This is a genomic window from Actinoplanes sp. NPDC024001 (assembly GCF_040638955.1).
GTDB lineage: Bacteria > Actinomycetota > Actinomycetes > Mycobacteriales > Micromonosporaceae > Actinoplanes.
The window spans coordinates 32704-53678 of record NZ_JBEZZB010000016.1 but is presented as its reverse complement, the minus strand read 5'-3'; the positions used below and the strand labels follow the sequence as shown (position 1 = coordinate 53678).

Here is a 20975-nt window from a genome sequence, read left to right as displayed (position 1 = left end):
CAGCCATGCTCAAGAACTTCTGGTACGCGGTGGAGTTCTCCGACCGGATCACCACCAAGCCGGCCCGGATCACCGTGCTCGGGCAGTACCTCGTCGTCTACCGCACGCCCAAGCAGGGCCGGGTCGTCGCCCTCAGCGACCTGTGCGTGCACCGCGGCGCGGCGCTCTCCGGCGGCTGGCTCAAGGACGACAGGATCGTCTGCCCGTACCACGGCTGGGAGTACGAGCCGGACGGCCAATGCTCCAAGATCCCGGCGAACCTGCCCGGCCGCGGCATCCCCCGCAAGGCGCGCGTCGACTCCTACCCGGTGCAGGAGAGGTACGGCTTCGTCTGGATCTTCATGGGCGACCTGCCCGAGGAGGAGCGCCCGCCGATGCCGGTCTGGCCGGAGTTCGACGACCTGGTCGAGAACGGCGGCAGGTTCCGGACCGTGACCGGCGAGTTCCTGTGGAACGCCAACTACGAGCGGATCCTGGAGAACGGCTGCGACATCGCGCACGCCCCGTTCGTGCACGCCGGCCGGTTCGGCAACCCGGACATGCCACAGGTCCCGGAGTACGAGGTGGAGCACCCGGACGAGTGGTCGGCGTTCGCCACGGTCGACCTGCACCCGCCGAAGCCGTCCGGGCTGTGGGGCAAATTCGGCCGGCTGATCGGCAACGACCTGAAGAAGCGCCCACCGGTCACCACGTCGGCCGGCTGGATGCTGCCCAACATGATCAAGCTGCACGTGCGGCTGCCGATCGGCGACATGGTCATCTACGACACCAACATCCCGATCGACGAGACGCACACCCTGGTCAAGTGGGTGGCGCTGCGGACGTTCTTCACCGGTAGGTGGGCCAACCGGGACGCCGTCAACCGGACGATGCGGATCTTCTACGAGGACGCGGCGGTGGTCGACAAGGTCCGCCCGGAACTGCTCCCGTTCGACCTCGGGGCGGAACTGCACATCAAGAGCGACCTCATCGCGGTCGAGTACCGGCGGCGCCGTCAGGAACTGGCCGACAAGGGCTGGCTGCTCAACGAGGACGACTTCATCACCGGCGACGTGCCCAGGCGCACCGCCACGGTGATCCCCTCGCCGGCCCGCCGGGAGAACGCGGACCTGGCCCGGGCCTGGGTGCACAAGGCGCGCGGCGAGCACCCGACCGTGGCCGCGGCCCGGCTGATGGGTTCCGCCCCGGACGAGGCCCCGGCCGTTGCCTCCCCGTCCGACGCCGCTGAGGAGACCGACCAGTGAGCCTGCCCTCCGAGCTCTCCGACCGCACGCTCGGCAAGATCCTCGCCCGTTTCCCGGTCACGCTCGATGCGGACCGGGCCCTGACCTCGCCGATGAGCCCGGCGCCGGTGGGAAACATCCGGACCTGGCGGGGCGACGGGCCGGTGGTCAAGGTGGTCAACGTCAGCCTGGTCGTCCCACCGATCGGCCTGGACAGCCACATGATCTTCGCGTTCACCGATCCGGCGTCGGGGGTCCCGCACTTCACCCTGGACTCGGTCGCCAACGGCGAGAACTACGCCTTCCACCTCGACCTGATCCCCCGGATCGACCTGGCGACCTCGCTGTCCTATCTGGACGAGGTGTACGAGCCGCTGACTCCGCTGTTCCAGGAGGTCAGCGCCCGGCCCGGACTGTCCCCGGCCCACCTCACGCCCCGCCAGTACGCGCTCATGTCGCCCTGGATGCTGGTGAGCCGGGCAACCGCGGCGGCGTTCGAGAGCATCGGCGACGCCGTCGACGCCTACCTCGGCCACTGGGCCGGGCTCGCCGAGAACGGCGTCAAGGCCGAAGGCACCGCGGAACGCGACGCCGCGCACCGCGCACTGTTGTTCAGCCCGGAGATCGACCCGGTCTGGCAGCAGACGGTGCGGCTGCTGGGCGAGGAGCAGAGCGAATCGGTACGCCTGGCGCTGGTGAGCAACTGATGTCCGCCCCCTCGGTGTGGCAGCAGCGCATCGCCGGTGAATGGCACGGCCGGCCGTCCCTCTTCGACCACACCGGGACGTGGTGCGGGTTCGAGGAGATCCGGCGCTCGTCCGACTTCGTGGACGGCATCACCACGTACCGGATGGACGGCGGGCTGGTCGGCGGCGGACCGCTCGCCGGGCGGTTCCGGCTCGGGGCGCCGTTCTCGTTCGGGGTCGTCGACTCCGACCAGAACCGGGTCTACACCGGGCCGGACTTCTTCGGGACCGGCCAGCCCTACGGGTCGTTCGTGGACTCGCACTACTACGGGCCGGGCTGGCAGGTGGACCTCAACACGTGGAACCAGGTGCTGCCGGACGGGGACACCCAGGTCTACTCGTCGGTGCTCTACCAGGGGTGGGCGGTGGTGGGGTGCTTCAACGGCGTCTACACCCGCGACCCGGCGAAGGTCGGCGACCTGATCGAGGCGGAGACCCGGAACGGTCCGGTGCCGTACATCCTGCCGACGAAGCAGGCCGGGGCGTACACCGGCTCGCTGGAGTTGTGGGGCGCCGACCAGAAGCTGCGCGGCACGGTGTCGGCGTCTGTCGCTCTTTCTCCGGTCGACCTGCTGCGCACCCGGCGGACGATCACCTGGCGAGGCGCCGGCCTGGACCGGCAGTTCACCGTGGACACCCGGCGCGACGGCAACCGGCTCTTCTTCGAGGGGCCGGGCGCCTGGGGCAACGCGATCGGATTCGGCCGCGCCTCGTTCTCGTCGCTGCACCTGCGTGACGTGTGGAAGATCAAGGGGCGGGAGTTCTCGATCGACGCGGCGCCGGGCATGTCGGCGGGGCGGCAACTCGCGGTGGTCTACGAACTGTTCGACGGCGGCACCCTGGACACGGTGCTGCACGGGCTCCTGGAGTGGGAGTCATGACCGTCGTCGTGGTGACCGGAGGGACCCGCGGAATCGGGCAGGGCCTGGTCCGCGCCTTCCTCGACCGGGGCGCTTCGGTCGCCTACTGCGGGCGCTCGCTGCCGTCTTCCTCGCCTGCGGGCGCCCTGGCGATCGCCGCGGACGTCACCAGCCGGGCCGACGTCCGCAAGCTGTGGGACGCCACGGTCGACCGGTTCGGAAAAGTCGACATCTGGGTCAACAACGCCGGCATGTCGCACTCGCGCAAGCCGCTGTGGCAGCTCGACGCGACGGAGATCGATCAGGTCGTCAACCTCAACCTGCGCGGGACCCTGCAGGCCAGCGCGGTCGTCCTGGAGGCCATGCTGGAACAGGGGCACGGCACGCTCTGGAACATGGAGGGGCTCGGCTCCACCGGGCAGATCGTCGCCGGGCTCACGCCTTACGGAGCCACCAAGCGGGCCGTCACCTACGCCACCCTCGCGATGGCGAGAGAGCTGAGGGGTACGCCCGTGAAGGCCGCGCTGCTCTCCCCCGGCATGGTGGTCACCGACCTGCTGCTGCGCGACTACGAGCCGGCCGAGCTGGAGAAAGCCAAGAAGATCTTCAACATCCTGGCCGACCGGGTCGAGACGGTCACGCCGTGGCTCGCCGAACGGATCCTGGCCGGCACGCGCAACGGAGGCCGGGTGGCCTGGCTGACCAACCGGAAGGCCGCCTACCGGTTCGCCACCGCGGCGTTTCGCCGACGCGACCTGTTCGGGGACGCGTGATGGACTATCCGATCATTCTGGCGCTGGAGGACTTCGTCCCGGTCATCTTCGGGACGGCGGGGTTCGCCCTGCTCAGCCGTACCGCGCCGGGTTTGCGCGCCCAGCGCGCCGGCCTTGCCGGCGCGATCCTCATCGGTGCCGGCGGCATAGCCAAATGCTCGTGGAAGCTCGGGTACGCGGCCGGCGCGGGCGACTGGAAACTTCTCGAACAGGCGCTGTTCCCGCTGATGGCCGCGGGCGCCACCCTGCTCGTGTGGGCGCTGGCGGTCACCGTACGCCGCGGAAAGCCCACCCGCGTGTGGCCGTTCGCGCTGGCTTTCGCGCTGTGCGTGGCCGGCGCGATCCTCGCCGGCAGCCTCAACCCGCTCTTCGTCGCGGCCACCCTCGGGGTGACCGCGGTGAGCGTGCTCGGTGCGATCATCGCGGCCCGGTACCGGCAGTGGTGGGCGGTCTCCCTCTACGTCCTCGGCCTGGTGCTGGTGATGGGACTCGTCCCGCTGCGCGGTTCGGACGGGCATCACACTCTCGCCTACCAGTGGCTGGAACAGTCGATCAACACCGCCGCCCAGGCCTGCCTGCTCGTCGCGGCCTGGCTCACCCTGCGCGCCTCGCGTCCCGCCCCGGTAGGAGTCTCGCCATGACCGATGCCCTCGGCTGGCGCCGCAAGTTCGGCGTCATCGCCCCGTCGACCAACACCATCGTCGAACCGGACTTCTACGCGATGGCCGTACCCGGGGTGACCGCGCACTTCTCCCGCATCCACATCCGCAACCAGGACCTGTCCGACGACGCCCACTTCGAGAACCTGCTGGTGCAGATCCGCGCCGAGATCGGGTTCGCCTGCGAGCGGGTGCTCACGTGCGAACCCGACTACATGGTGATGGGCATGTCCGCCGAGACGTTCTGGGGCGGGGTGGCGGGCAACCGGGAGTTCGTCGCCCAGATCAAGGAGATCACCGGTCTGCACGTAGCCACCGGCGCCGAGGCGTGCGAACGGGCCCTGAAGCTCTACGGCGCCCGCAAGATCGGTGTGGTGACGCCGTACCAGCCGGTGGGTGACGCCAACGTGGTCCGCTTCTTCGGCGAGATCGGCTTCGAGGTGGTCGCGATCGAAGGGCTGAAGTGCCCGACTGCGGTGTCGATCGCCCACGTCACCGAGGATGAGCTGCGAGCCGCGATCCTCACCGTCAACACCGCGGACGTCGACGCGATCGTCCAGTGCGGCACCAACCTGTCGATGGTCCGCCTGGCCGACGAGGCCGAGCGGTGGCTCGGCAAGCCGGTTATCGCCATCAACGCCGCGACGTGGTGGATGGCGTTACGCGACAACGACATCCGGGACAAGATCTACGGGGCCGGCAGTCTGCTCCGCCTTTACTGACACACCAGACTGCGTGTGGAGTTGCGCTCCACACCCAAACCCACACGCAAGGCTGCCGGCGTGCTGCGCACCCCTACGTCACACGCGGCGGTGGGAAGACGGCCGCGAGCGGACCGCCGGAGCCCAACCCCCGCACCGCCTCAGCGAGCACCCCGACCTCCGCCGCCGGCAGAACACGCCCCGCGTTACCGGCGAACTTCTCCATCACCTCGGAAACGCTCAACGGATGCCCCGGCCCGCCCCGCGAACTCTCCACCCGGTGTTCCAGCACCACCCCGGAACGCGTCCGCACCCGCAGCACCCCCGCGAACGCACGCGGAAACGCCGCCGTAGCCGCCGGATCAGCGCAGACCTGCACCCGCGCCGCCAGTTCCAGCCGTCGCGCGTCCAGCGCCGCGAAGTCGTCAAGCCCCACGCCCAGCCCACCACCACCGGTCAGCGCCACCGCCACCGTGTACGGCCCCGAGAACTTCGCGTGATAGCCACTACGCGGCCGCGCCTTCTCCGCCACCGGCTCCGCGATCGTGCGCAACACCGGCTCCGCGACTCCCAGCTCGGCACTGACCACATCGTCCGGATTCAGCCCCTGCGCACGCAGCGCCAGCGCACAGTCGATCCCGGCGTGGGTGAAGTGGTTCGACGGATACGGCTTGTACACCGTCCGCAGCACCTCCCACCGCTCCCCCAGCCCGTCCGTCACCGCCCCCGGATCGAACCGCCCGGTGTGCGCCGCGAAGAACCCGAACCGCCCCTCCAGCACCGTCGGCGGACCGGTCAGCCCTTCCGCCGCCAGCGTCGCCGCCACCACCCCGCCGTGCGCCGCCCACCCGCAGTGCGCCCGTTTCACCGACCCACCGGTGCGGTTCGCCTCCAGCACGCCCGCCCCCATCGACGCCGCGATCCCGATGGCGTCCGCGATCCGCGCCGCGTCCAGCTCGTAGAGCCGAGCCACCGCCACCGCGGCTCCCACCGTGCCGCAGATCGACGTCGCATGCTGCCCCCGCTCGAAATACAGGTTCGCCCCGGTCACCGGGTCACACCCGGCCATGCCGAGCCGGTTGGTCACCTCGATCCCGGCCGCGATCGCCGCGATCAGGTCCCCCGGCGCCCCCGCCTCGGCCGCCGCGAGCGCGGCCGGCACCACCGACGCGCTCGGGTGCAGCACCGACGGCAGGTGCGTGTCGTCGTAGTCGAGCGAGTGCGCGAGCACGCCGTTCACGAACGCCGCGGACGGCGCCGGCAGCCGATCACGCCAGCCGGCCACGGTCGCCTCACCCACGCCACCCCAGCGGCGCATCACCCTGAGTGCCGCGGGCGCGGCATCAGCGTTTTCCTCGGCGTACGCGGCCAGCGCGTTCCCCAGCACGTCGAGAACCCTCATCGGTACGTCGGCGCGCACCTCCCCGGGTGGTTCGGCCTTCGCCGCGAACTCGCCCAGCACCCGCGCCAACGACGTCGTCATGGCACCACCGCCAGCGGGCGCACCGGCGAACCGGTGGCGCCGACCAGCTTCAACGGGGCGAGGATGAACTGGAACTCGGCGACTCCGGCGTCGGCCAGCTCGTGCAGCAGCATCGTCTCCACGATGTTGATGCCCGCCTCCACCAGCAGGATCCGGTGCACGGGCAGGCTCGTGTGTCCCGCGCCCGGGGCGATCCGCTCGTACGCAATCGTCTCCCCACCGGTGACCGCGACGCCGCGCTCGGCCAGCCATCGTGCCGCGCTCTCGCCAACGCCGGGCACGCCGTCCCGCGTACCGAGGAAAGAACTGCCCTCACCGAACCGCCGTGACCAGCCGGTGCCGACGAGGACCGCGTCGCCGGGCCCGACCGGCAGGTCGCCGGCGGCGGCCCGGAGGTCGGCCGCGGTGACCTCGTATCCGGGCGGCAGAACCTGGACCCCGTGCAACGCCGCCACGTCCAGGAGGACGCCGCGCCCGACGAACGGCGGGAACTCGTCGATGCCGAGCCGGGCGAACCCGGCGTCGGACTGCACATCGGCGGCGGCGATTCTGCCGTGCAGCAGCCCGTCCTGCGAGACGTGCGCGAGGGCGTCCACATGGGTGCCCACGTGCGTGCCGGTCACCAGGATGTCGTTGGCGGCCGAGCCGCCGCCGGCGCGCACCAGGTCGCCGTGCCGGCGGACCAGGGCATGCGTGTACGCCGGATGGTTCGGCGACTGTGGCATGCCCCGGCGCATCGGCTGGGCCAGATCGAACACGGTCATCTAGACGGCTCCCTCGGCCCTCAGCGCGGCCCGCTCGCCGGCGTCGTAGCCGAGTTCGGCGAGCACGTCGTCGGTGTCCGCGCCGCGCGGCCGCCCGGTCCACCGGATCTCGCCGGGCGTGCGCGACAGGCGATAGAGCGGGCCGGGCATCCGCACCGGCCCGAGCACCGGATCGTGCGCGGTGGTGACCGAGTCGCGCGCGGTGAACTGCGGGTCGGCGAAGACGTCCGCGATGTCGTAGACCGGGGCGATCGCCGCCTGCGCCTTCTCGAACTCCGCGGTGACGGTCGCCAGGTCCCGCTCGCCGATCCAGGTGCTGAGCGCCTCGTCCAGCACGTCCGCGTGCCCGGCCCGGCCGGCACCGGTGGCGAACCACGGCTCGTCGACCAGCTCGGGGCGGCCGACCAGGTGCATCACCCGCTCGGCGATGGCCTGCGCGCTGGTGGAGACGGCGACCCAGCGGCCGTCCGCGGTCCGGTAGGTGTTGCGCGGCGCGTTGTTGACCGACCGGTTGCCGGTGCGCCGCTGCACGATCCCGAGCTGGTCGTAGACCATCGCCTGCATGCCGAGGACGGTCAGCATCGGCTCGACGATGGCCAGGTCGATCACCTGGCCGGGCGCCCGGTGCACGTCCCGGTGGTAGAGGGCCGTCATGATCGCCTGTGCGCCGGTGAGGGCGGCGATGCCGTCGGCCAGACCGAACGGCGGCAGGGTGGGCGGCCCGTCGGGATCGCCCGTGATCGCCGCGAAGCCGCTCATCGCCTCGGCCAGGGTGCCGAAGCCGGGCCGGTGCGAGTAGGGCCCGTCCTGGCCGTACGTGGTGACCCGGGCGATGATCAGCTCCGGCCGGAGCGTCTCCGGGCCCAGCCCCCAGCGTTCGAACGTGCCCGGCCGGAAGTTCTCGATCAGCACGTCCGCCCCGGCCAGCATCTTCCGCAGGACTTCGGCGCCTCTCGGCCGGCTCAGGTTCAGCGTCACCGTGCGCTTGTTGCGGCCCAGCATCGTCCACCAGAGCGGCACGCCGTCCTTGGCCGGCCCGTGCCCGCGCGCCGGATCGCCCTTCCCCGGGTGCTCGATCTTGATGACGTCCGCCCCGTAGTCGCCGAGGATCGTCGCGGCCAGGGGTCCGGCGAACAGGGTCGACGCGTCGACGACGCGCACACCCGCGAGAGGGCTGGGCATGCCACACCCTAACCGCTCTGTTCCGTTAAGGGAAACCTCGTTACTGTGTGCGAAACGCGAGCGGGAGGGTGTTCGGATGAGCCGTTACGAGCTGCTGGTACGCGGAGGCACCCTGGTCGTGCCCTACCTGGGCACGATCAAGGCGGATCTGGCCACCAGGGACGGCAAGGTGGCCGCGATCGCGGTGGACATCCCCGCCTCCGAAGCATCGACCGTGCTGGACGCCACCGGCAAGCTGGTCTTCCCCGGCGCCGTGGACGCCCACTTCCACCTGGGCATCTACCGCCCCCTGGCGGTCGACGCGGCCGAGGAGACCCGCTCGTCGCTGGTCGGCGGGGCCACCACGGTGCTGTCCTACTTCCGCACCGGCCAGCACTACCTGAACCGGACCGGCCCGTACTCATCGATCCTGCCGGAGGTCCTCTCCGCGGTGGGCGGCCACGCCTGGACCGATTACGGCTTCCACCTGGCCCCGATGGACACCGCCCAGGTGGGCGAGATCCCCGCCCTGGTCGGCGAGGCCGGGATCAGCTCGTTCAAGTACTACATGTTCTACAAAGGCTTCAACCTGTCGGCCGACTCCCGCGACGCCAAGGCCTTCACCATGAGCGACGAGTACGACCTCGGCCACCTCTACCAGCTGATGGAAGCGGTGGCGGCCGCCAACGCGGCCACCGATCGCCGCGTCTCCCTCTCGCTGCACTGCGAACAGGCCGAACTCATGCGGCTCTTCATCGACCGGGTACGCGCGAACGGCGACCCGCAGACCCTGAAGGCCTATTCGGACGCCCGCCCCCCGCTGACCGAACGGGTCGCCATCGGCGAGGCCACCACCCTGGCCCGGGCCACCAACTGCGCGGTCAACCTGCTGCACCTCTCGTCCGGCGAGGCCCTGGCCGCCGCCCGCGAGGCCCGCGCCGCCATGCCCGGCCTCGACATGCGTTTCGAGGTGACCCTGCACCACCTCTGCCTCACCCACGAGGAGCTGGACGCCCAGGGCGGCCTCGGCGGCAAGGTCAACCCGCCGATCCGCAGCCACGCCGACACCGAAGCCCTGTGGGCGGGCATCCTCGACGGCACGATCGGCTGGGTGGCCTCCGACCACGCCTGCTGCCTGGAGGAGTCGAAGGGCGACGCCCTCTGGCCGGCCCTCCCCGGCTTCGGCGGCACGGCGCTGCTCTACCCGATCCTGCTCAGCGAGGGCATGCACAAGCGAGGCCTGTACCCCACCCGGATAGCCGAGCTGGTCTCGGCCAACCCGGCCCGCGCCTACGGCCTCGACGGCCGCAAGGGCAACCTGCTGGTCGGCTTCGACGCCGACCTGACGGTCGTCGACCCGGATCTGGAGCGGGAGGTCACGACGGACCTCCTGCTCTCCGGCCAGGACCACTGCCCCTTCGAAGGCCGCAAGGTCAAAGGCTGGCCCATCGCCACCATCCTGCGGGGCGAGCTCACCTACGAGAACGGCCGGGTGACCGGCACCCCCCGAGGCTCCTTCATCGCCCGCTGACGCTCAGGCGCGCGGCACGTCGAGCGCCTCACGGCCCTGTTCAGCCAGGTCCGCACGTTCCTCGTCAGTCAAAGAGTCCCATCGCTGCCGGAATTCCCGAACCCCCTTGTCGAGGACGGCGGAGAACGCCTGGCTGTCATGGACGTCGCGCAGGCTGGTCCGGCCGCTCAGCACGTCGTCGACCAAGCGCTTGAAGTCCTCGTCGTCACTCCGGTCCTGCAAGATCCGCAAGGACTGCCGGAGGTGGTCGGTGAGTGCCGCATCGCCGTGCGCCACATCGAGATTCTCGTGCTGGTTCACATCAGACTCCAGGATGGTCGTAGGCACCGGCCGGCAACGGGTGCGCCTCCAGGCCCCGCAGCGCGCCGAGGTATCCGGCACAGATGCCGGTGAACGCCTGGACCGCAGCCCATGCCGCATCGTGGGCGTCGAGGATCAGATACCAGAGCTTGATGATGTTGAGAATCTGTGCGGCAGTCACCGATCCGCCGATCACGGAGCCGACACCGGTCCAGGAGACCGCGGCGGTCGCGGCGGCACTGACGCCGACAACGATGAGCGCGTCCAGCAGATCCTGGCAGAGGCTCTGGAGCGCCTGCGCCATCTCCTGCATCCCGGCGGCAAGCGTCCGGAACTGGCCGCTCACGTCCTCCAGCGCGTCAACCTGTGCGGCCAGCGCCTGGGAGAGGCCGGCGAAGTACACCTCCGCACGCGCGGCTGCGTTGCCGTCCCAGTCCGCCGGGATCAACGTACCGGCACCTTGAGCGATGACCTCCGAATATCGAGTGTTGAAGTCGGCCAGCTTGCCCAGCGCGTCGCTCGCCCCAGCCGCGGCGTTCCAATCACCCGCGACTTGTTGTGCCACATATTCGAAGGGATTGAATCCCCAGATCAGGTCGATGAGTTCACCGATCCAGTACGAGGTGCTGATGTACTGCTTCGCCCCCAATATGTTGTTCACCAGATCAGGGATCGGAGCCTCAGCGACCGGAGGGGTCAGGGCGGCCGCCGGCGCCGTCATATCGGCACCTTTCCCGCGGCCCCGTAGGTGGAGTCGATCTCACGCGCCGACGCCTCGTCGGTGTCGCGATAGGTGTTCGCGGCCTTCGTCAATTCAGTCGCGGAAAGATCGACGATCATTGCGAGGTGACGATAATTCGCCGTGAGCGCCTCCCGGACGCCCTCGGCGACGGAGACGACGTGCGCGAACATGCCTGTCGAGCGATCGTTGATCGACAGCGCGTTGTTCACATAACCGACGGCTTGTTCCGCATCGTCGATCAAACCGCCGCAGCGATGCCCGAATGATCGAATAGCTGCGTCATCTGCATGGAAGACCACACTTTCACCTCCTCCGATGACTGGATACGCTGGCCATTCGAATTCGGTTCGACGGCTCGGGCGCTATCGCGGGAGGTTCCGGTGTCGGTTACCGAGATGATCGAGATTCCGGCGGAGACATTGGCCGCCGGAAGGCCGCTGCCGAGCGTGTGCGCCAAGCACGGATTTCCCGCTGTTCAGCGTGTGGATTTCGCGGTCAGATCACAGCCCGATCTGGGATCGCCCGGCCGGCTCGCCATCCCGGGATACACCGCGCTGAATCGCGCCGAGGAGTACCTCAAGAAAGTCGCCTTCGTGGAGGTGCGCGGCTGGCCGCTCTGTGCACGCTGCGTCCGCCGCCGGCGTCTCGGGCGCGTCGCGGCGGCTGCTCTGCTCTTCGGCGGTGTCGCCGCGATGATCCTGTCGGTGATCGTCACGTTGACGATCGCCGACGGGGACCGGCGCTGGAGCATTCCGTTTCTCGCCGGCTTCGCCGCGGTGATCCTGTCGCCGTGGCCGTTCAGCTGGGCCGGGCTCCCCAAGGTCACTCAGACGCGGGCGAGCCCGGCCGGCACGGCGGTCCTCGTCGACCACCCGGACGACGAGTTCCGCCGGCGGCTTCGGTGATCAGCCGACCGGGAGGGAGCGGACGGCTTCGTCCTCCTTGGCCGTGGCCTCCTGGCGGTCGTCCTCCTCGCGCAGGATTGCGGCGTTCAGCCAGGTGTCCGGGATGGCGAAGGCGTCGACCAGCGTGCGCATGTGCGGGCGCAGCTCGCGCAGCAGGTCGTTGACTACTGCGGTGACCGCCTTGGAGCGGGCCGGCGTCAGGCGGCCGTGTTCCATCAGCCAGCCCTTGTCGGCTTCGATCACCGACAGGGCGTACAGGTCGCAGACGCGCGACAGCAGGGCGCGGGCGTCCGGGTCGGTGGTGCGGTCGATGCCGGCGACGAACGCCTCCAGGGTGATCCGGTCGATGTGCGCGGCGGCCGTCTTCAGGATGTGGTCCTGCACGTCGTTGAAGATCTCGAAGGGGTGGTCCTTCTTGGTGGCGGCGCCCTTGCGCAGGCGGCGGATCGCGCCTTCCAGCAGGTGCTTCTCGCGGTCTTCGAAGACCGTCAGGTGCCAGCCGCGGTCGGTGACGGCGACCTCCTCGTCGCGGCCGGGCGCCGCGCTGACCAGCCGCTGGATCAGCGAGCGGGCGGCGGTGCGTTCCAGGACCATCTCGCGGACCTGTTCGGCGACGAAGGTGGCCCGGCCCCAGCCGTCGAGCGAGCCGAACGCGTCGCGGTAACCGGTGAGCAGACCCTTGGCGACCAGCTGCAGCAGGACCGTGTTGTCGCCCTCGAACGTGGTGAACACGTCGGTGTCGGCCTTCAGGCCGGGCAGCCGGTTCTCGGCCAGATATCCGGCGCCGCCGCAGGCTTCCCGGCACATCTGGATGGTGCGGGTGGCGTGCCAGGTCTGCACGGCTTTGAGGCCGGCGGCCCGGGACTCCAGTTCGCGCTGGCGGTGCTCGTCGACCTCGGCGTCGGTGCCCTGCACCTCGGCCAGGGTGGCGACCAGCTCCTCCTGCGCGAACGCGTACGCATAGGTGGTCGCCAGCGCCGGCAGCAGTTTGCGCTGGTGGGCGAGGTAGTCGTTGAGGACCACCTCGCGGTCGTCGCCGGGCCGGGTGAACTGGCGGCGGATGTCGCCGTAGCGGACCGCGATGGTCAGCGCGCTGCGGGTGGCCGCCGACGCGGAGGCGCCGACGGTGACCCGGCCACGGACCAGGGTGCCGAGCATGGTGAAGAAGCGGCGGGTGTCGTTCTCGATCGAGCTGGTGTACGTGCCGTCCGGCGCGACCTGGCCGTAACGGTCGAGCAGCATCTCGCGGGGCACGGTGACGTGGTCGAAGGAGATCCGGCCGTTGTCGACGCCGAGCAGCCCGGCCTTGGCCCCGGCGTCGCCGAGGGTGACGCCGGGCATCGGGTTGCCCTGGTCGTCGCGGATCGGCACCAGCCAGGCGTGCACCCCGTAGCGCCGCCCGCCGGTGATCAGCTGCGCGAAGACGACGGCCATCCGCCCGTCCTTCGCGGCGTTGCCGATGTAGTCCTTGCGGGCCGCCTGATGCGGCGTGTGCAGGTCGAAGGTTCCCGACTCGGGATCGTAGGTGCAGGTGGTGCGCAGCTGCTGCACGTCCGAGCCGTGCCCGGTCTCGGTCATCGCGAAGCAGCCCATCAGGTCCGCCGAGATGATGTCCCGCAGGTATGCCTCGTGGTGTTTCGCGGTGCCCAGCGCCACCACCGCGCCGCCGAACAGGCCCCACTGCACGCCCGCCTTGACCATCAGCGACAGGTCGACCTGGGCCAGCATCTCGGCGGCCACGGCGGAGCCGCCCGGGTCGCCGGATCCGCCGTACTCCACCGGGAAGGCGGAGGCGACCCCGACGTCGGTGGGCAGCTCGCGGATCAGCCGGCTGATCCGTTCCCGTGCCTGGTCGCCGGTCTCGCCGGGGACCGTGACGAATTCGGCGCCGAGCCGTTCACGCACCGCCTGGCGGATGTGCGCCCAACGACCGTCGAGCACTTCCTGGAGGCGGGCCGGGTCTGCTTCGCGGATCATGCACCAATATTACCCACCAGTAACCTCGGTTGAACCCGTAACGCCGCGCACAGCGGCCACCGCCTCGTCGATCGACGGGTGGAAGGCCGTGGGCTGCGGCGATGCCGGGGCGGTCCGCAGCACGTCCCGGACCTGTCCGACGCTCTTGGCGACCAGCAGCCGGATGCCGCGCCGGTCGAGGTCACCGCCGAGGGCGGCCAGCATGGCCGCGCCGGTCACGTCGATGCTGGGGACGGTCTCGGCGTCCAGCACCACGGCCACGGTGTGCTCGCCGAGCATGCCGACGATCGACTCGCGGATGTGGTCGGCGTTCGCGAAGAACACGCCGGACTCGACCCGCACCACGATGACGTCGTCCTCAGCCGGGGTGTCCGGGTAACGGTCCCGGTCGACCCAGGCGTCGCCCCGGCGTACCAATCGGGCGACATGCGGCCGTGACGCGCGGTAGAGGAGCGTGAGCAGCGACATCGCGATGCCGATGAAGAGACCCGGCAGGGTGTCGAAGATCAGTACGCCGAGCAGCGCGGCCAGCGCGGCGAGGAAGTCCGCGCGCGTGGCGTGCCGGTAGATCCGGTTCAGCGGCCCGGTCGACACCCGGTAGAGCCGGCGCAGCGAGGCGACGTCGACGAGTTCGATCACCGCGGCGATCACCACCGCGGCCAGCACCGCCTCCGGCAGCTTCTCGAACAGCCCGGTGAGGAACAGCAGCGTGATGACGGTGAGGACGGCGACGGTGATGCCGGAGAGCTGCGAGCGGGCGCCCGCCCCGCCGTTGACCGCGGTCTTCGACAGGCTGCCGTTCACCACCATGCCGCCGAACAGCCCGGATCCGACGTTGGCGGCGCCGTTGCCGAGCAGTTCGGCGTTCGGGTCGACGTCGTAGCCCTCCCGGGTGGCGTAGGCCTTCGCCGCGCCCAGCCCCTCCGCGAACCCGATCAGCAGCACGCCGATCGCCGGGCCGACCAGTCCCAGATAGCCGTCCAGGCCGATGTCCGGCACCGCGAAGCTGGGCAGCCCGGACGGGATGGCGCCGACGATGTCGACGCCGCGCCGGTCCAGATCGAAGATCCCGACGGCGGCGATGCCCAGCAGCACGACCGCCAGCGACGCGGGCACGACCGGCAGAAATCTTTTCAGCGCGAGGATCGCCACCAGCGCGACCCCACCGAGTACGGCCGTCAGCACGGCCACGTCGCCGAGGTGAGCGATGATGCCGGCGAGTTTCTCGAAGAAGCTGCCGGACGGCTTCTCGATCCCGAGCATCGCCGGCACCTGACCGATGATGATTGTCAGCGCCAGCCCGATGATGAAGCCCTTGAGCACCGGCTCGGAGATGAACGAGGCGACGAAGCCCATCCGCAGGACGCCGGCGAGCAGCCCGAGCAGGCCGACCACGATCGCCAGCGCCGCGGTCGTCGCCACGAAGCCGGCGCCGCCCGGCCCGGCCTGGTCGGCGACGATGCTCGCGGACAGCGCCGCGGTGCCGCTCATCGTGGCGACGACGAGATGCCGCGACGAGCCCAGCAGCGGGTAGAGCAGCAGCGCGGGCACCGCGGCGTAGAGGCCGACCACCGGCGAGACCCCGGCGATCGTGGCGTAGGCGAGCGACTCGGGGATCAGGACCGCCCAGACGGTCAGGCCGGCGACGAGGTCGCCGCGCAGCCAGGACCGGCGGTATCCGGCGAGCGACCCGAGAAGCCGGGGCATCAGCCGAGCGGTTCGATGTCGCCGGGCCGCCAGCTCTTGTCGAACCAGGCCTCGAGCGGCCCGTAGAGGCGCAGCATCGCGAACCAGGCCTTGCCGGGCACGGTCCGCACCCAGTTCGCCGCACCGGCGGCCGGGGGCTGCGGCCCGAAGAACAGCTCCGCGCCACCGGTGTCGTGGCCCATCACCGACGGGTACGGGTTGTCCGTCTCCAGCAGCGATCGGGTCTGTGTGTCGTACAGGTCCACCGACCAGAAGTTCTTCGCCGGGATGCCCGCGGGAAGCGTCAGCCGGTACGACCGGGAGCCGTCCAGCCACTCACGTTTGCTGTCCATCGCCGTGTACGCGTACGCCGACCCGGTGCCGACCCGGGCGGCAGCCATCGCCGGCGTGATCACCGTGGCGAAGTAGTGGAACTGGGTCCGCGCGTCGAGCAGCCGCGCGTGGTCACGCACGAACTCGTAGCTGCCGCCGACGAAGGCGTTCAGCCAGGTTCCGCCCGGATAGACGTAGGCCTCGGGGTCCCGGGGCCGGTAGACCAGCGCCCGCGCGATGGCCGCCGCCAGCGGGGCAGCCTGGGCCAGGATCCGGCGCATCCGCTCGTCCGGCGCGAACGGCCGGCCCTTCACCAGGCCGATCGCCGCGCACTGCCCGGCCCGCTCGGGGTCGAGCGCCTCGGCCGGTTCCTCCTGGATCAGGGTGTCGATCTCCGTATAGAAGCTCTCGTCGTTGGCGTGCACCGTGTTGAACCGTTTGCCGGCCAGGTTCTCGAACGTGTTGGCCGGCGGATCGTCCGCCTGGGCCAGCGGGTACACCCGGGTCCTGCGGATGTCCGGCACCCCGCCGAGGGTCCGCACGACCAGCCAGTTGGTGTACGTCGGCGTCCGCAGCACGTGGTAGCCGTCCGGGACCTCAGCCTCGTACCCCGGGGGCAGCAGCAGGTATTTACCGCCGGCGCCTCGGTCCGGTCCGGCGAGGCCGAGGTCGGCGACGTAGCGGAACCAGAAGTCGTCGATCACGCACAGCGAGTTCGGCGGGTTCTCGATGACCAGCGGGCCGTTCGCCTTGAGATCGAGGAACGCCGTCCCGTACGTCGTCTCCGTGTTGGGGGTGAGGAACAGGCTGCCGGAATTGGCGCGGGGCTCGGTGTAGCCGAGCATGCCGGCGCCGTCCAGGCCGGCCTCGCGGAAGCCCTTGCGCATCGCCACCAGCGACGCGCCCGGCACGGTGTTGAGGTACACCTCGATCGCCCGGGTGAGATCCAGCAGGTCGTAGATCGTGCCGATCGATCCGGGATCGGGCAGGCCGTCGAAGAAGCTCAGCTTTCCCAGCGGCGATTCGAGCTGGTCCGGGATGGCGACGGAGGCGCGGACTTCGGGGCTGATTCCGGAGGGCATGGCCTGAGCATCGCGGCCACCGGCCCGGGTGGGGATCACTCGCGGTGGATGAACGTCACCACAGGGCGGTGATCGCGTCGCCGATCAGCTTGGCGCCGATCACCAGGCAGAGCACCGACATGATCACTGCGTTGTGGGCGCTCATCCAGTTCTTCAGCCGGGTCAGCAGGTCTTCCGAACGCTTGCCCAGGGCCAGGTAGATCACCACCGGCACGGCGACACCGAGGCTGCCGATCACCGCGAAGACCGCGTACGCGAGAGCCTGCTGCCCGCCCGGGATGCCGGTCTGCGCGATCGTCGCCGCGCCGGCCACCGCCAGCAGCAGGTTCTTCGGGTTCACCCCGGACAGCAGCGCGGCCATCCCCAGCGACTTGCCGGCGCCGAACTGGTCGACGGCGCTCATCCAGCCCGGCATCGGCGCCTGCTCGCCGGCCCGCGGCCGGCCCCGGAACTGGCGCGCCGCGACCGCGAGCAGAAGCACGCCGAGCAGCAGTTTCAGCCAGCTGACCCAGGTGGCCGGACCGCCGGTGTCCTCCTCGGCCGACGGCCCGGCCAGCGCGAGCACCAGTGCGCCGACCACACCGAGCCCGAGCAGCCAGCCGAGCACGAACGCGGGCCCGTTGACGCGGGCCCGCGGCGTGGTGAGCATGAGGACCACCGCGATGATCGGCACCGGACTGAGCGCCACACCGACGGCGAGTGGCAACGTCTGCCCGATCGCTTCACCCATGCCGCGAGACTCACCGAGCGACCGGGCGGCCGTCATCACCCGTGGCAGATGAGCTACATGCCGTCGCCGGACCACTCGCCGCGGGAACGGGACCGCACCGGCAGCGTGGAGATCACCGGGGCGTGCTCATGCGGGTAGTTCTCCGCGTGTCCGCCCCACTTGATCCACTCCTCGGTGGTGTACCAGTTGATCAGCTCGCCGTCGGACCGGATGATCCAGTCGATGTCGGTCTCGGCGACGAAGTGGCCGTGCTTCACCCCGGCCGGCCGGAAACAGTAGGTGCCCTCGTCGATGTCGCCGAAGTTGTACGCCATCCTCCCGCCCAGCGTGTAGAACTCCTCGTAGCACGGGTGGTGGGCGAGCCGGTGGTCGGTCCAGCCCCGCTTCGCCCGGATCAGCCGGGTGTAGAAGCCGGTCTTCGGGTCCCGGTGCAGCAGCTTGATGTAGAGCGGGGTGAGCGGCCCGACCGACGGCGCCTCGGTCCACTCCATCGCGTTGGCGTCGACCACGGTGACGTCACCGGGGGTCGCCGTGGTCAGCGGGTCGAAGCCGCAGTCGCCGTACTCGCGCCAGTGCAGCACGTTCGAGCCCTCGCGGATCTTGATCCAGTCCATCGCCTGGCCCTGCGGGACCTGGAGGTAGCCGCCGGCTCCGATCTCCTGGCCGCCGTAGACGAGGGACCCCTGGACCACGTAGAACTCGGTGTCGGCGTGGACGATCCCGGGGCCGCGCCCCCAGTCGGAGACGGCGTGCAGGGAGAGCGACGACGAGCCGTCCTCCTCGTCGGTCGACAGGCGGCGTTCGAGGATCTTCCCCTCGCCGTACGGCAGCTCACCGGCATGGAAGATGTAGTCGTTCTCGTGGATCAGTTCCACGTGTGCCCTCACGGCGTACTCCTCAGCTCGCGTTTCAGGATCTTGCCGGCGGCGTTGCGGGGCAGCGCCGCAACGGGTCGGTACTGCTTGGGAACCTTGAAACCGGCCAGCCGTTCGCGTAGGTACGCCTCGAGTACGTCGGGCTCGACCGGCCCTGGGCTGACCAGATAGGCGACCACCCGCTCGCCCCAGCGGTCGTCGGGCTCGCCGACCACCGCGCACTCGGTCACCGACGGGTGGGCGAGGAGGATCTCCTCGACGTCGCGCGGGTACACGTTCACCCCACCCGTGATGATCACGTCCTTGACCCGGTCGACGATGGAGAGGAAGCCCTCCTCGTCGCGGATCACGATGTCGCCCGAGGTCAGGAAGCCGTCCTCGGTGGTGCAGGCGGCGGTCGCCGCCGGGTTCTGGTGGTAGCCGTTCATCAGGTACGGCGACCGGCTGTACAGTTCGCCGGGCTCACCCGGAGCGGCCGGCTGCCCGTCCGGGCCGATGACGCGGACCTCGGTGGCGAACCACGGGTGGCCGACGGTCCCGGCCTTGCGGCGGGCGTCCGGCGGGCGCAGGTTGGTGACCACGCCGGCTTCGGTGGAGCCGTAGAGCTCGTGCACGCCGACGCCGGGGAACGCCTCGAAGACCCACTCCTTGAGCACCCGGGGCAGGGCCGCCGCGTTGAAGTACAGCGTGTCCAGAGTGGGCAGCTTCGGCATCGTGGTGACCGCGCCGCGGATCAGCTGCGCGTGGGTGGGCACGAGGAAGACCGATTGGGCGCCGTCGCGAGCGATCATGTCGAGCAGGGCGTCCGGATCGAAGGCACGCAGCATGCTGACCGTCGCCCCGCAGTGGACGGCGGCGTACGCGAAGGCGAATCCGGCGCCGTGATACATCGGGGCGACCGCCACGGTCCGCCGGCCGGGTCCGATGCCCCACTCCAGGGCGGTGGCGTAGAAGGTCAGCGAGCGGGATCGGTGCGAGATGAGCACGCCTTTCGGGTCACCGGTGGTGCCGGCCGTATAGGCGATGCAGAACGGATCCCGCTCGTTCACCGCCACGCACGGGTCGACCGCCCGGGCGTCGTCGAGCCACTTCTCGTACTCCGGTCCGATCCGGACGAACGCGCCGGGGAAGTCGAGGTCCGGCTCGCTGTCCGCGATCAGCATCCGGGCGCCCGAATGGCCGAGGATGAACGCGACCTCAGGCGCGGTGAGCCGCGGGTTGACCGGCACCATGACCAGGCCGGCCTTCGCGATGCCGGCCGCGATCTCCGGGTATTCGAGGCGGTTGCCGCAGAGCAGCGCCACCCGGTCGCCGGTGGTCAGCCCGAAGCTGAGCAGCGCGCAGGCCACCCGGGACGATCGCTCGTCCAGCGCCGCGTAGCTGAGCTGCCGGTCGCCGTCGCGCACCGCGATCACGTCCGGGGTGGCCCGGCCGAACTCCCGCACTCCGCCAGCGATCGTCAGATCCGCACCACCGGGCCGCAACATGCAGGAATGGAAACACCGTTTCCATTCTGAACGCAAGGGTGGGATTCACGTCGCCGGGAAGTCGCCCGCGCGGCCCAGCTGCGCGGGCACCGCGTCGAGGCCCAGCTCACCGCCGATCCACGTGCCCACCGCAGCGGCTGCGCGCACGTCCACCCCGGTCTCCAGGCGCGAACGGTTCAGCAGGTAGGCCAGGTCCTCGGTGGCGATGTTCCCGGTCGCCGCCGGCGCGAACGGGCACCCACCGATCCCGCCCAGACTGGCGTCCAGCGCCACGAAGCCCGATGCCACGGCCGCGATCGCGTTCGCGTACCCGGTGTTGCGGGTGTTGTGGAAGTGAGCGCGCAGCGGCGCGCCCGGCGCAACCGACCGCACCGCGTCCGCCAGCTCCCCCACCTGCACCGGAACGCCGACGCCGATGGTGTCGGCCAGGCAGATCTCGTCCACCGGCCCGGCCTCCGCGACCAGCGCACGCACCCGCGACACCGGCACCTCCCCGGTGAACGGGCACCCGAAAGCCGCCGCGACCGTCAAAGTCACGAAAATTCCGGCATCGTGCGCGCGGTCGGCGACGGCCCGAAACGCCTCCAGGGACGCGGCGGTGGACGCACCCTGGTTGCGCCGGGAAAACTCGTCGGTGGCGACAACTACATAGTTGATCTCATCAGGCCGGGAGTCGCCGAGTTCCAGAACCCGGTCCAGCCCCCGGCCATTGAGCAGCAGGGCGACATAGCGGATATCGGCCGAGCGAGGCACGACCCGCAGCACGTCAGCGGCGTCCGCCATCTGCGGCACCCGGTCCGGCCGGGCGAAAGCGGCCACCTCGAGACGCCGCAGCCCGGCCGCGATGGCGCGCTCCACATAGGCCACCTTCACCGCCGTGGGCAGCACCCGCTTCTCGTTCTGCAGCCCGTCCCGCGGCCCGACCTCGACGATCTCCACCTGTTCCTCCTAGCGAAA

General features: G+C 70.4%; 21 protein-coding genes. 8 read left to right on the top strand and 13 right to left on the bottom strand.

What is annotated here, in order from left to right; translation table 11 throughout:
* Nucleotides 1-5 precede the first annotated feature (5 nt).
* Genes AB0F81_RS08960 through AB0F81_RS08935 form a run of 6 tightly spaced genes read left to right on the top strand, consistent with a single transcriptional unit; the run spans nucleotide 6 to nucleotide 4983 of the window.
* On the top strand, nucleotides 6-1244 hold the full coding sequence (locus tag AB0F81_RS08960; protein WP_360193316.1) for an aromatic ring-hydroxylating dioxygenase subunit alpha: 1239 nt from the start codon (nucleotides 6-8) through the stop codon (nucleotides 1242-1244).
* On the top strand, nucleotides 1241-1930 hold the full coding sequence (locus tag AB0F81_RS08955) for a hypothetical protein (RefSeq protein WP_360193313.1): 690 nt from the start codon (nucleotides 1241-1243) through the stop codon (nucleotides 1928-1930). Before AB0F81_RS08960 ends, AB0F81_RS08955 begins: the two co-directional genes overlap by 4 nt.
* Nucleotides 1930-2850: a hypothetical protein gene (locus AB0F81_RS08950; protein WP_360193310.1), complete on the top strand. Its 921-nt coding sequence runs from the start codon at nucleotides 1930-1932 to the stop codon at nucleotides 2848-2850. Before AB0F81_RS08955 ends, AB0F81_RS08950 begins: the two co-directional genes overlap by 1 nt.
* Nucleotides 2847-3602 carry an SDR family oxidoreductase gene (locus AB0F81_RS08945; protein WP_360193307.1) on the top strand — a complete coding sequence of 252 codons (756 nt, stop codon included), beginning with the start codon at nucleotides 2847-2849 and terminating at the stop codon, nucleotides 3600-3602. The genes AB0F81_RS08950 and AB0F81_RS08945 overlap by 4 nt, the downstream gene beginning before the upstream one ends.
* Nucleotides 3602-4243: a hypothetical protein gene (locus AB0F81_RS08940; RefSeq protein WP_360193304.1), complete on the top strand. Its 642-nt coding sequence runs from the start codon at nucleotides 3602-3604 to the stop codon at nucleotides 4241-4243. The genes AB0F81_RS08945 and AB0F81_RS08940 overlap by 1 nt, the downstream gene beginning before the upstream one ends.
* On the top strand, nucleotides 4240-4983 hold the full coding sequence (locus AB0F81_RS08935) for an arylmalonate decarboxylase (protein WP_360193302.1): 744 nt from the start codon (nucleotides 4240-4242) through the stop codon (nucleotides 4981-4983). The genes AB0F81_RS08940 and AB0F81_RS08935 overlap by 4 nt, the downstream gene beginning before the upstream one ends.
* 73 nt (nucleotides 4984-5056) lie before the next feature.
* Here AB0F81_RS08935 and AB0F81_RS08930 read toward each other — a convergent pair whose 3' ends face one another.
* From AB0F81_RS08930 to AB0F81_RS08920, 3 genes are read right to left on the bottom strand one after another with little or no spacing between them, the layout of a single operon-like run.
* Entirely contained in the window at nucleotides 5057-6445 is a 1389-nt protein-coding gene (locus AB0F81_RS08930; protein WP_360193299.1) for an MmgE/PrpD family protein, read from the bottom strand.
* On the bottom strand, nucleotides 6442-7209 hold the full coding sequence (locus AB0F81_RS08925; RefSeq protein WP_360193296.1) for a cyclase family protein: 768 nt from the start codon (nucleotides 7207-7209) through the stop codon (nucleotides 6442-6444). Before AB0F81_RS08925 ends, AB0F81_RS08930 begins: the two co-directional genes overlap by 4 nt.
* The gene (locus AB0F81_RS08920) at nucleotides 7210-8391 is read right to left on the bottom strand and encodes a CoA transferase (protein ID WP_360193294.1); all 1182 of its coding nucleotides are present in this window, start codon (nucleotides 8389-8391) and stop codon (nucleotides 7210-7212) included.
* Nucleotides 8392-8467: 76 nt separating this feature from the next.
* Here AB0F81_RS08920 and AB0F81_RS08915 point away from each other — a divergent pair, with 76 nt between their 5' ends.
* Entirely contained in the window at nucleotides 8468-9901 is a 1434-nt protein-coding gene (locus AB0F81_RS08915) for a dihydroorotase family protein (protein WP_360193292.1), read from the top strand.
* A gap of 3 nt (nucleotides 9902-9904) precedes the next feature.
* Here AB0F81_RS08915 and AB0F81_RS08910 read toward each other — a convergent pair whose 3' ends face one another.
* The 3 genes from AB0F81_RS08910 to AB0F81_RS08900 are packed head-to-tail and all read right to left on the bottom strand — an operon-like array spanning nucleotide 9905 to nucleotide 11242.
* Nucleotides 9905-10201, bottom strand: coding sequence for a hypothetical protein (locus tag AB0F81_RS08910; RefSeq protein ID WP_360193289.1), 297 nt, complete (start codon nucleotides 10199-10201; stop codon nucleotides 9905-9907).
* A gap of 1 nt (nucleotide 10202) precedes the next feature.
* Nucleotides 10203-10922, bottom strand: a complete 720-nt coding sequence (locus AB0F81_RS08905; RefSeq protein WP_360193286.1) for a hypothetical protein — start codon at nucleotides 10920-10922, stop codon at nucleotides 10203-10205.
* A complete protein-coding gene (locus AB0F81_RS08900; protein ID WP_360193284.1) occupies nucleotides 10919-11242 on the bottom strand; it encodes a type VII secretion target in 324 nt (107 codons plus the stop codon). The genes AB0F81_RS08905 and AB0F81_RS08900 overlap by 4 nt, the downstream gene beginning before the upstream one ends.
* Between AB0F81_RS08900 and AB0F81_RS08895 the strand changes: the two genes are divergently transcribed.
* Nucleotides 11231-11848, top strand: a complete 618-nt coding sequence (locus AB0F81_RS08895) for a hypothetical protein (protein WP_360193281.1) — start codon at nucleotides 11231-11233, stop codon at nucleotides 11846-11848. The genes AB0F81_RS08900 and AB0F81_RS08895 overlap by 12 nt on opposite strands.
* On the opposite strand, the gene AB0F81_RS08890 is transcribed toward AB0F81_RS08895, so the two are convergent.
* Genes AB0F81_RS08890 through AB0F81_RS08860 form a run of 7 tightly spaced genes read right to left on the bottom strand, consistent with a single transcriptional unit; the run spans nucleotide 11849 to nucleotide 20957 of the window.
* On the bottom strand, nucleotides 11849-13825 hold the full coding sequence (locus AB0F81_RS08890) for an acyl-CoA dehydrogenase (protein WP_360193278.1): 1977 nt from the start codon (nucleotides 13823-13825) through the stop codon (nucleotides 11849-11851). It lies immediately after the preceding gene.
* Nucleotides 13826-13834: 9 nt separating this feature from the next.
* Nucleotides 13835-15532, bottom strand: a complete 1698-nt coding sequence (locus tag AB0F81_RS08885) for a SulP family inorganic anion transporter (RefSeq protein WP_360193275.1) — start codon at nucleotides 15530-15532, stop codon at nucleotides 13835-13837.
* Nucleotides 15532-16926 (bottom strand): DUF1254 domain-containing protein, encoded by a 1395-nt coding sequence (locus AB0F81_RS08880; RefSeq protein ID WP_360193272.1) that lies wholly within the window; start codon nucleotides 16924-16926, stop codon nucleotides 15532-15534. Before AB0F81_RS08880 ends, AB0F81_RS08885 begins: the two co-directional genes overlap by 1 nt.
* A 55-nt stretch (nucleotides 16927-16981) precedes the next feature.
* Nucleotides 16982-17656 carry a GAP family protein gene (locus tag AB0F81_RS08875; RefSeq protein WP_360193269.1) on the bottom strand — a complete coding sequence of 225 codons (675 nt, stop codon included), beginning with the start codon at nucleotides 17654-17656 and terminating at the stop codon, nucleotides 16982-16984.
* 53 nt (nucleotides 17657-17709) lie between these two features.
* On the bottom strand, nucleotides 17710-18543 hold the full coding sequence (locus tag AB0F81_RS08870; protein WP_360193267.1) for a DUF4437 domain-containing protein: 834 nt from the start codon (nucleotides 18541-18543) through the stop codon (nucleotides 17710-17712).
* Nucleotides 18540-20018, bottom strand: a complete 1479-nt coding sequence (locus tag AB0F81_RS08865; protein ID WP_360193264.1) for an AMP-binding protein — start codon at nucleotides 20016-20018, stop codon at nucleotides 18540-18542. The genes AB0F81_RS08870 and AB0F81_RS08865 overlap by 4 nt, the downstream gene beginning before the upstream one ends.
* A gap of 45 nt (nucleotides 20019-20063) precedes the next feature.
* On the bottom strand, nucleotides 20064-20957 hold the full coding sequence (locus AB0F81_RS08860) for a hydroxymethylglutaryl-CoA lyase (protein ID WP_360193261.1): 894 nt from the start codon (nucleotides 20955-20957) through the stop codon (nucleotides 20064-20066).
* Between the last annotated feature and the right edge of the window lie 18 nt (nucleotides 20958-20975).

Excerpts from the sequence above, each read along its gene's own strand:
- AB0F81_RS08960 (WP_360193316.1), top strand. The coding sequence starts at position 6 with ATGCTCAAGAACTTCTGGTACGCGGTGGAGTTCTCCGACCGGATCACC.
- AB0F81_RS08950 (WP_360193310.1), top strand. The coding sequence starts at position 1,930 with ATGTCCGCCCCCTCGGTGTGGCAGCAGCGCATCGCCGGTGAATGGCAC.
- AB0F81_RS08945 (WP_360193307.1), top strand. The coding sequence starts at position 2,847 with ATGACCGTCGTCGTGGTGACCGGAGGGACCCGCGGAATCGGGCAGGGC.
- AB0F81_RS08940 (WP_360193304.1), top strand. The coding sequence starts at position 3,602 with ATGGACTATCCGATCATTCTGGCGCTGGAGGACTTCGTCCCGGTCATC.
- AB0F81_RS08935 (WP_360193302.1), top strand. The coding sequence starts at position 4,240 with ATGACCGATGCCCTCGGCTGGCGCCGCAAGTTCGGCGTCATCGCCCCG.
- AB0F81_RS08930 (WP_360193299.1), bottom strand. The coding sequence starts at position 6,445 with ATGACGACGTCGTTGGCGCGGGTGCTGGGCGAGTTCGCGGCGAAGGCC.
- AB0F81_RS08925 (WP_360193296.1), bottom strand. The coding sequence starts at position 7,209 with ATGACCGTGTTCGATCTGGCCCAGCCGATGCGCCGGGGCATGCCACAG.
- AB0F81_RS08920 (WP_360193294.1), bottom strand. The coding sequence starts at position 8,391 with ATGCCCAGCCCTCTCGCGGGTGTGCGCGTCGTCGACGCGTCGACCCTG.
- AB0F81_RS08915 (WP_360193292.1), top strand. The coding sequence starts at position 8,468 with ATGAGCCGTTACGAGCTGCTGGTACGCGGAGGCACCCTGGTCGTGCCC.
- AB0F81_RS08905 (WP_360193286.1), bottom strand. The coding sequence starts at position 10,922 with ATGACGGCGCCGGCGGCCGCCCTGACCCCTCCGGTCGCTGAGGCTCCG.
- AB0F81_RS08895 (WP_360193281.1), top strand. The coding sequence starts at position 11,231 with ATGGAAGACCACACTTTCACCTCCTCCGATGACTGGATACGCTGGCCA.
- AB0F81_RS08890 (WP_360193278.1), bottom strand. The coding sequence starts at position 13,825 with ATGATCCGCGAAGCAGACCCGGCCCGCCTCCAGGAAGTGCTCGACGGT.
- AB0F81_RS08885 (WP_360193275.1), bottom strand. The coding sequence starts at position 15,532 with ATGCCCCGGCTTCTCGGGTCGCTCGCCGGATACCGCCGGTCCTGGCTG.
- AB0F81_RS08880 (WP_360193272.1), bottom strand. The coding sequence starts at position 16,926 with ATGCCCTCCGGAATCAGCCCCGAAGTCCGCGCCTCCGTCGCCATCCCG.
- AB0F81_RS08875 (WP_360193269.1), bottom strand. The coding sequence starts at position 17,656 with ATGGGTGAAGCGATCGGGCAGACGTTGCCACTCGCCGTCGGTGTGGCG.
- AB0F81_RS08865 (WP_360193264.1), bottom strand. The coding sequence starts at position 20,018 with ATGTTGCGGCCCGGTGGTGCGGATCTGACGATCGCTGGCGGAGTGCGG.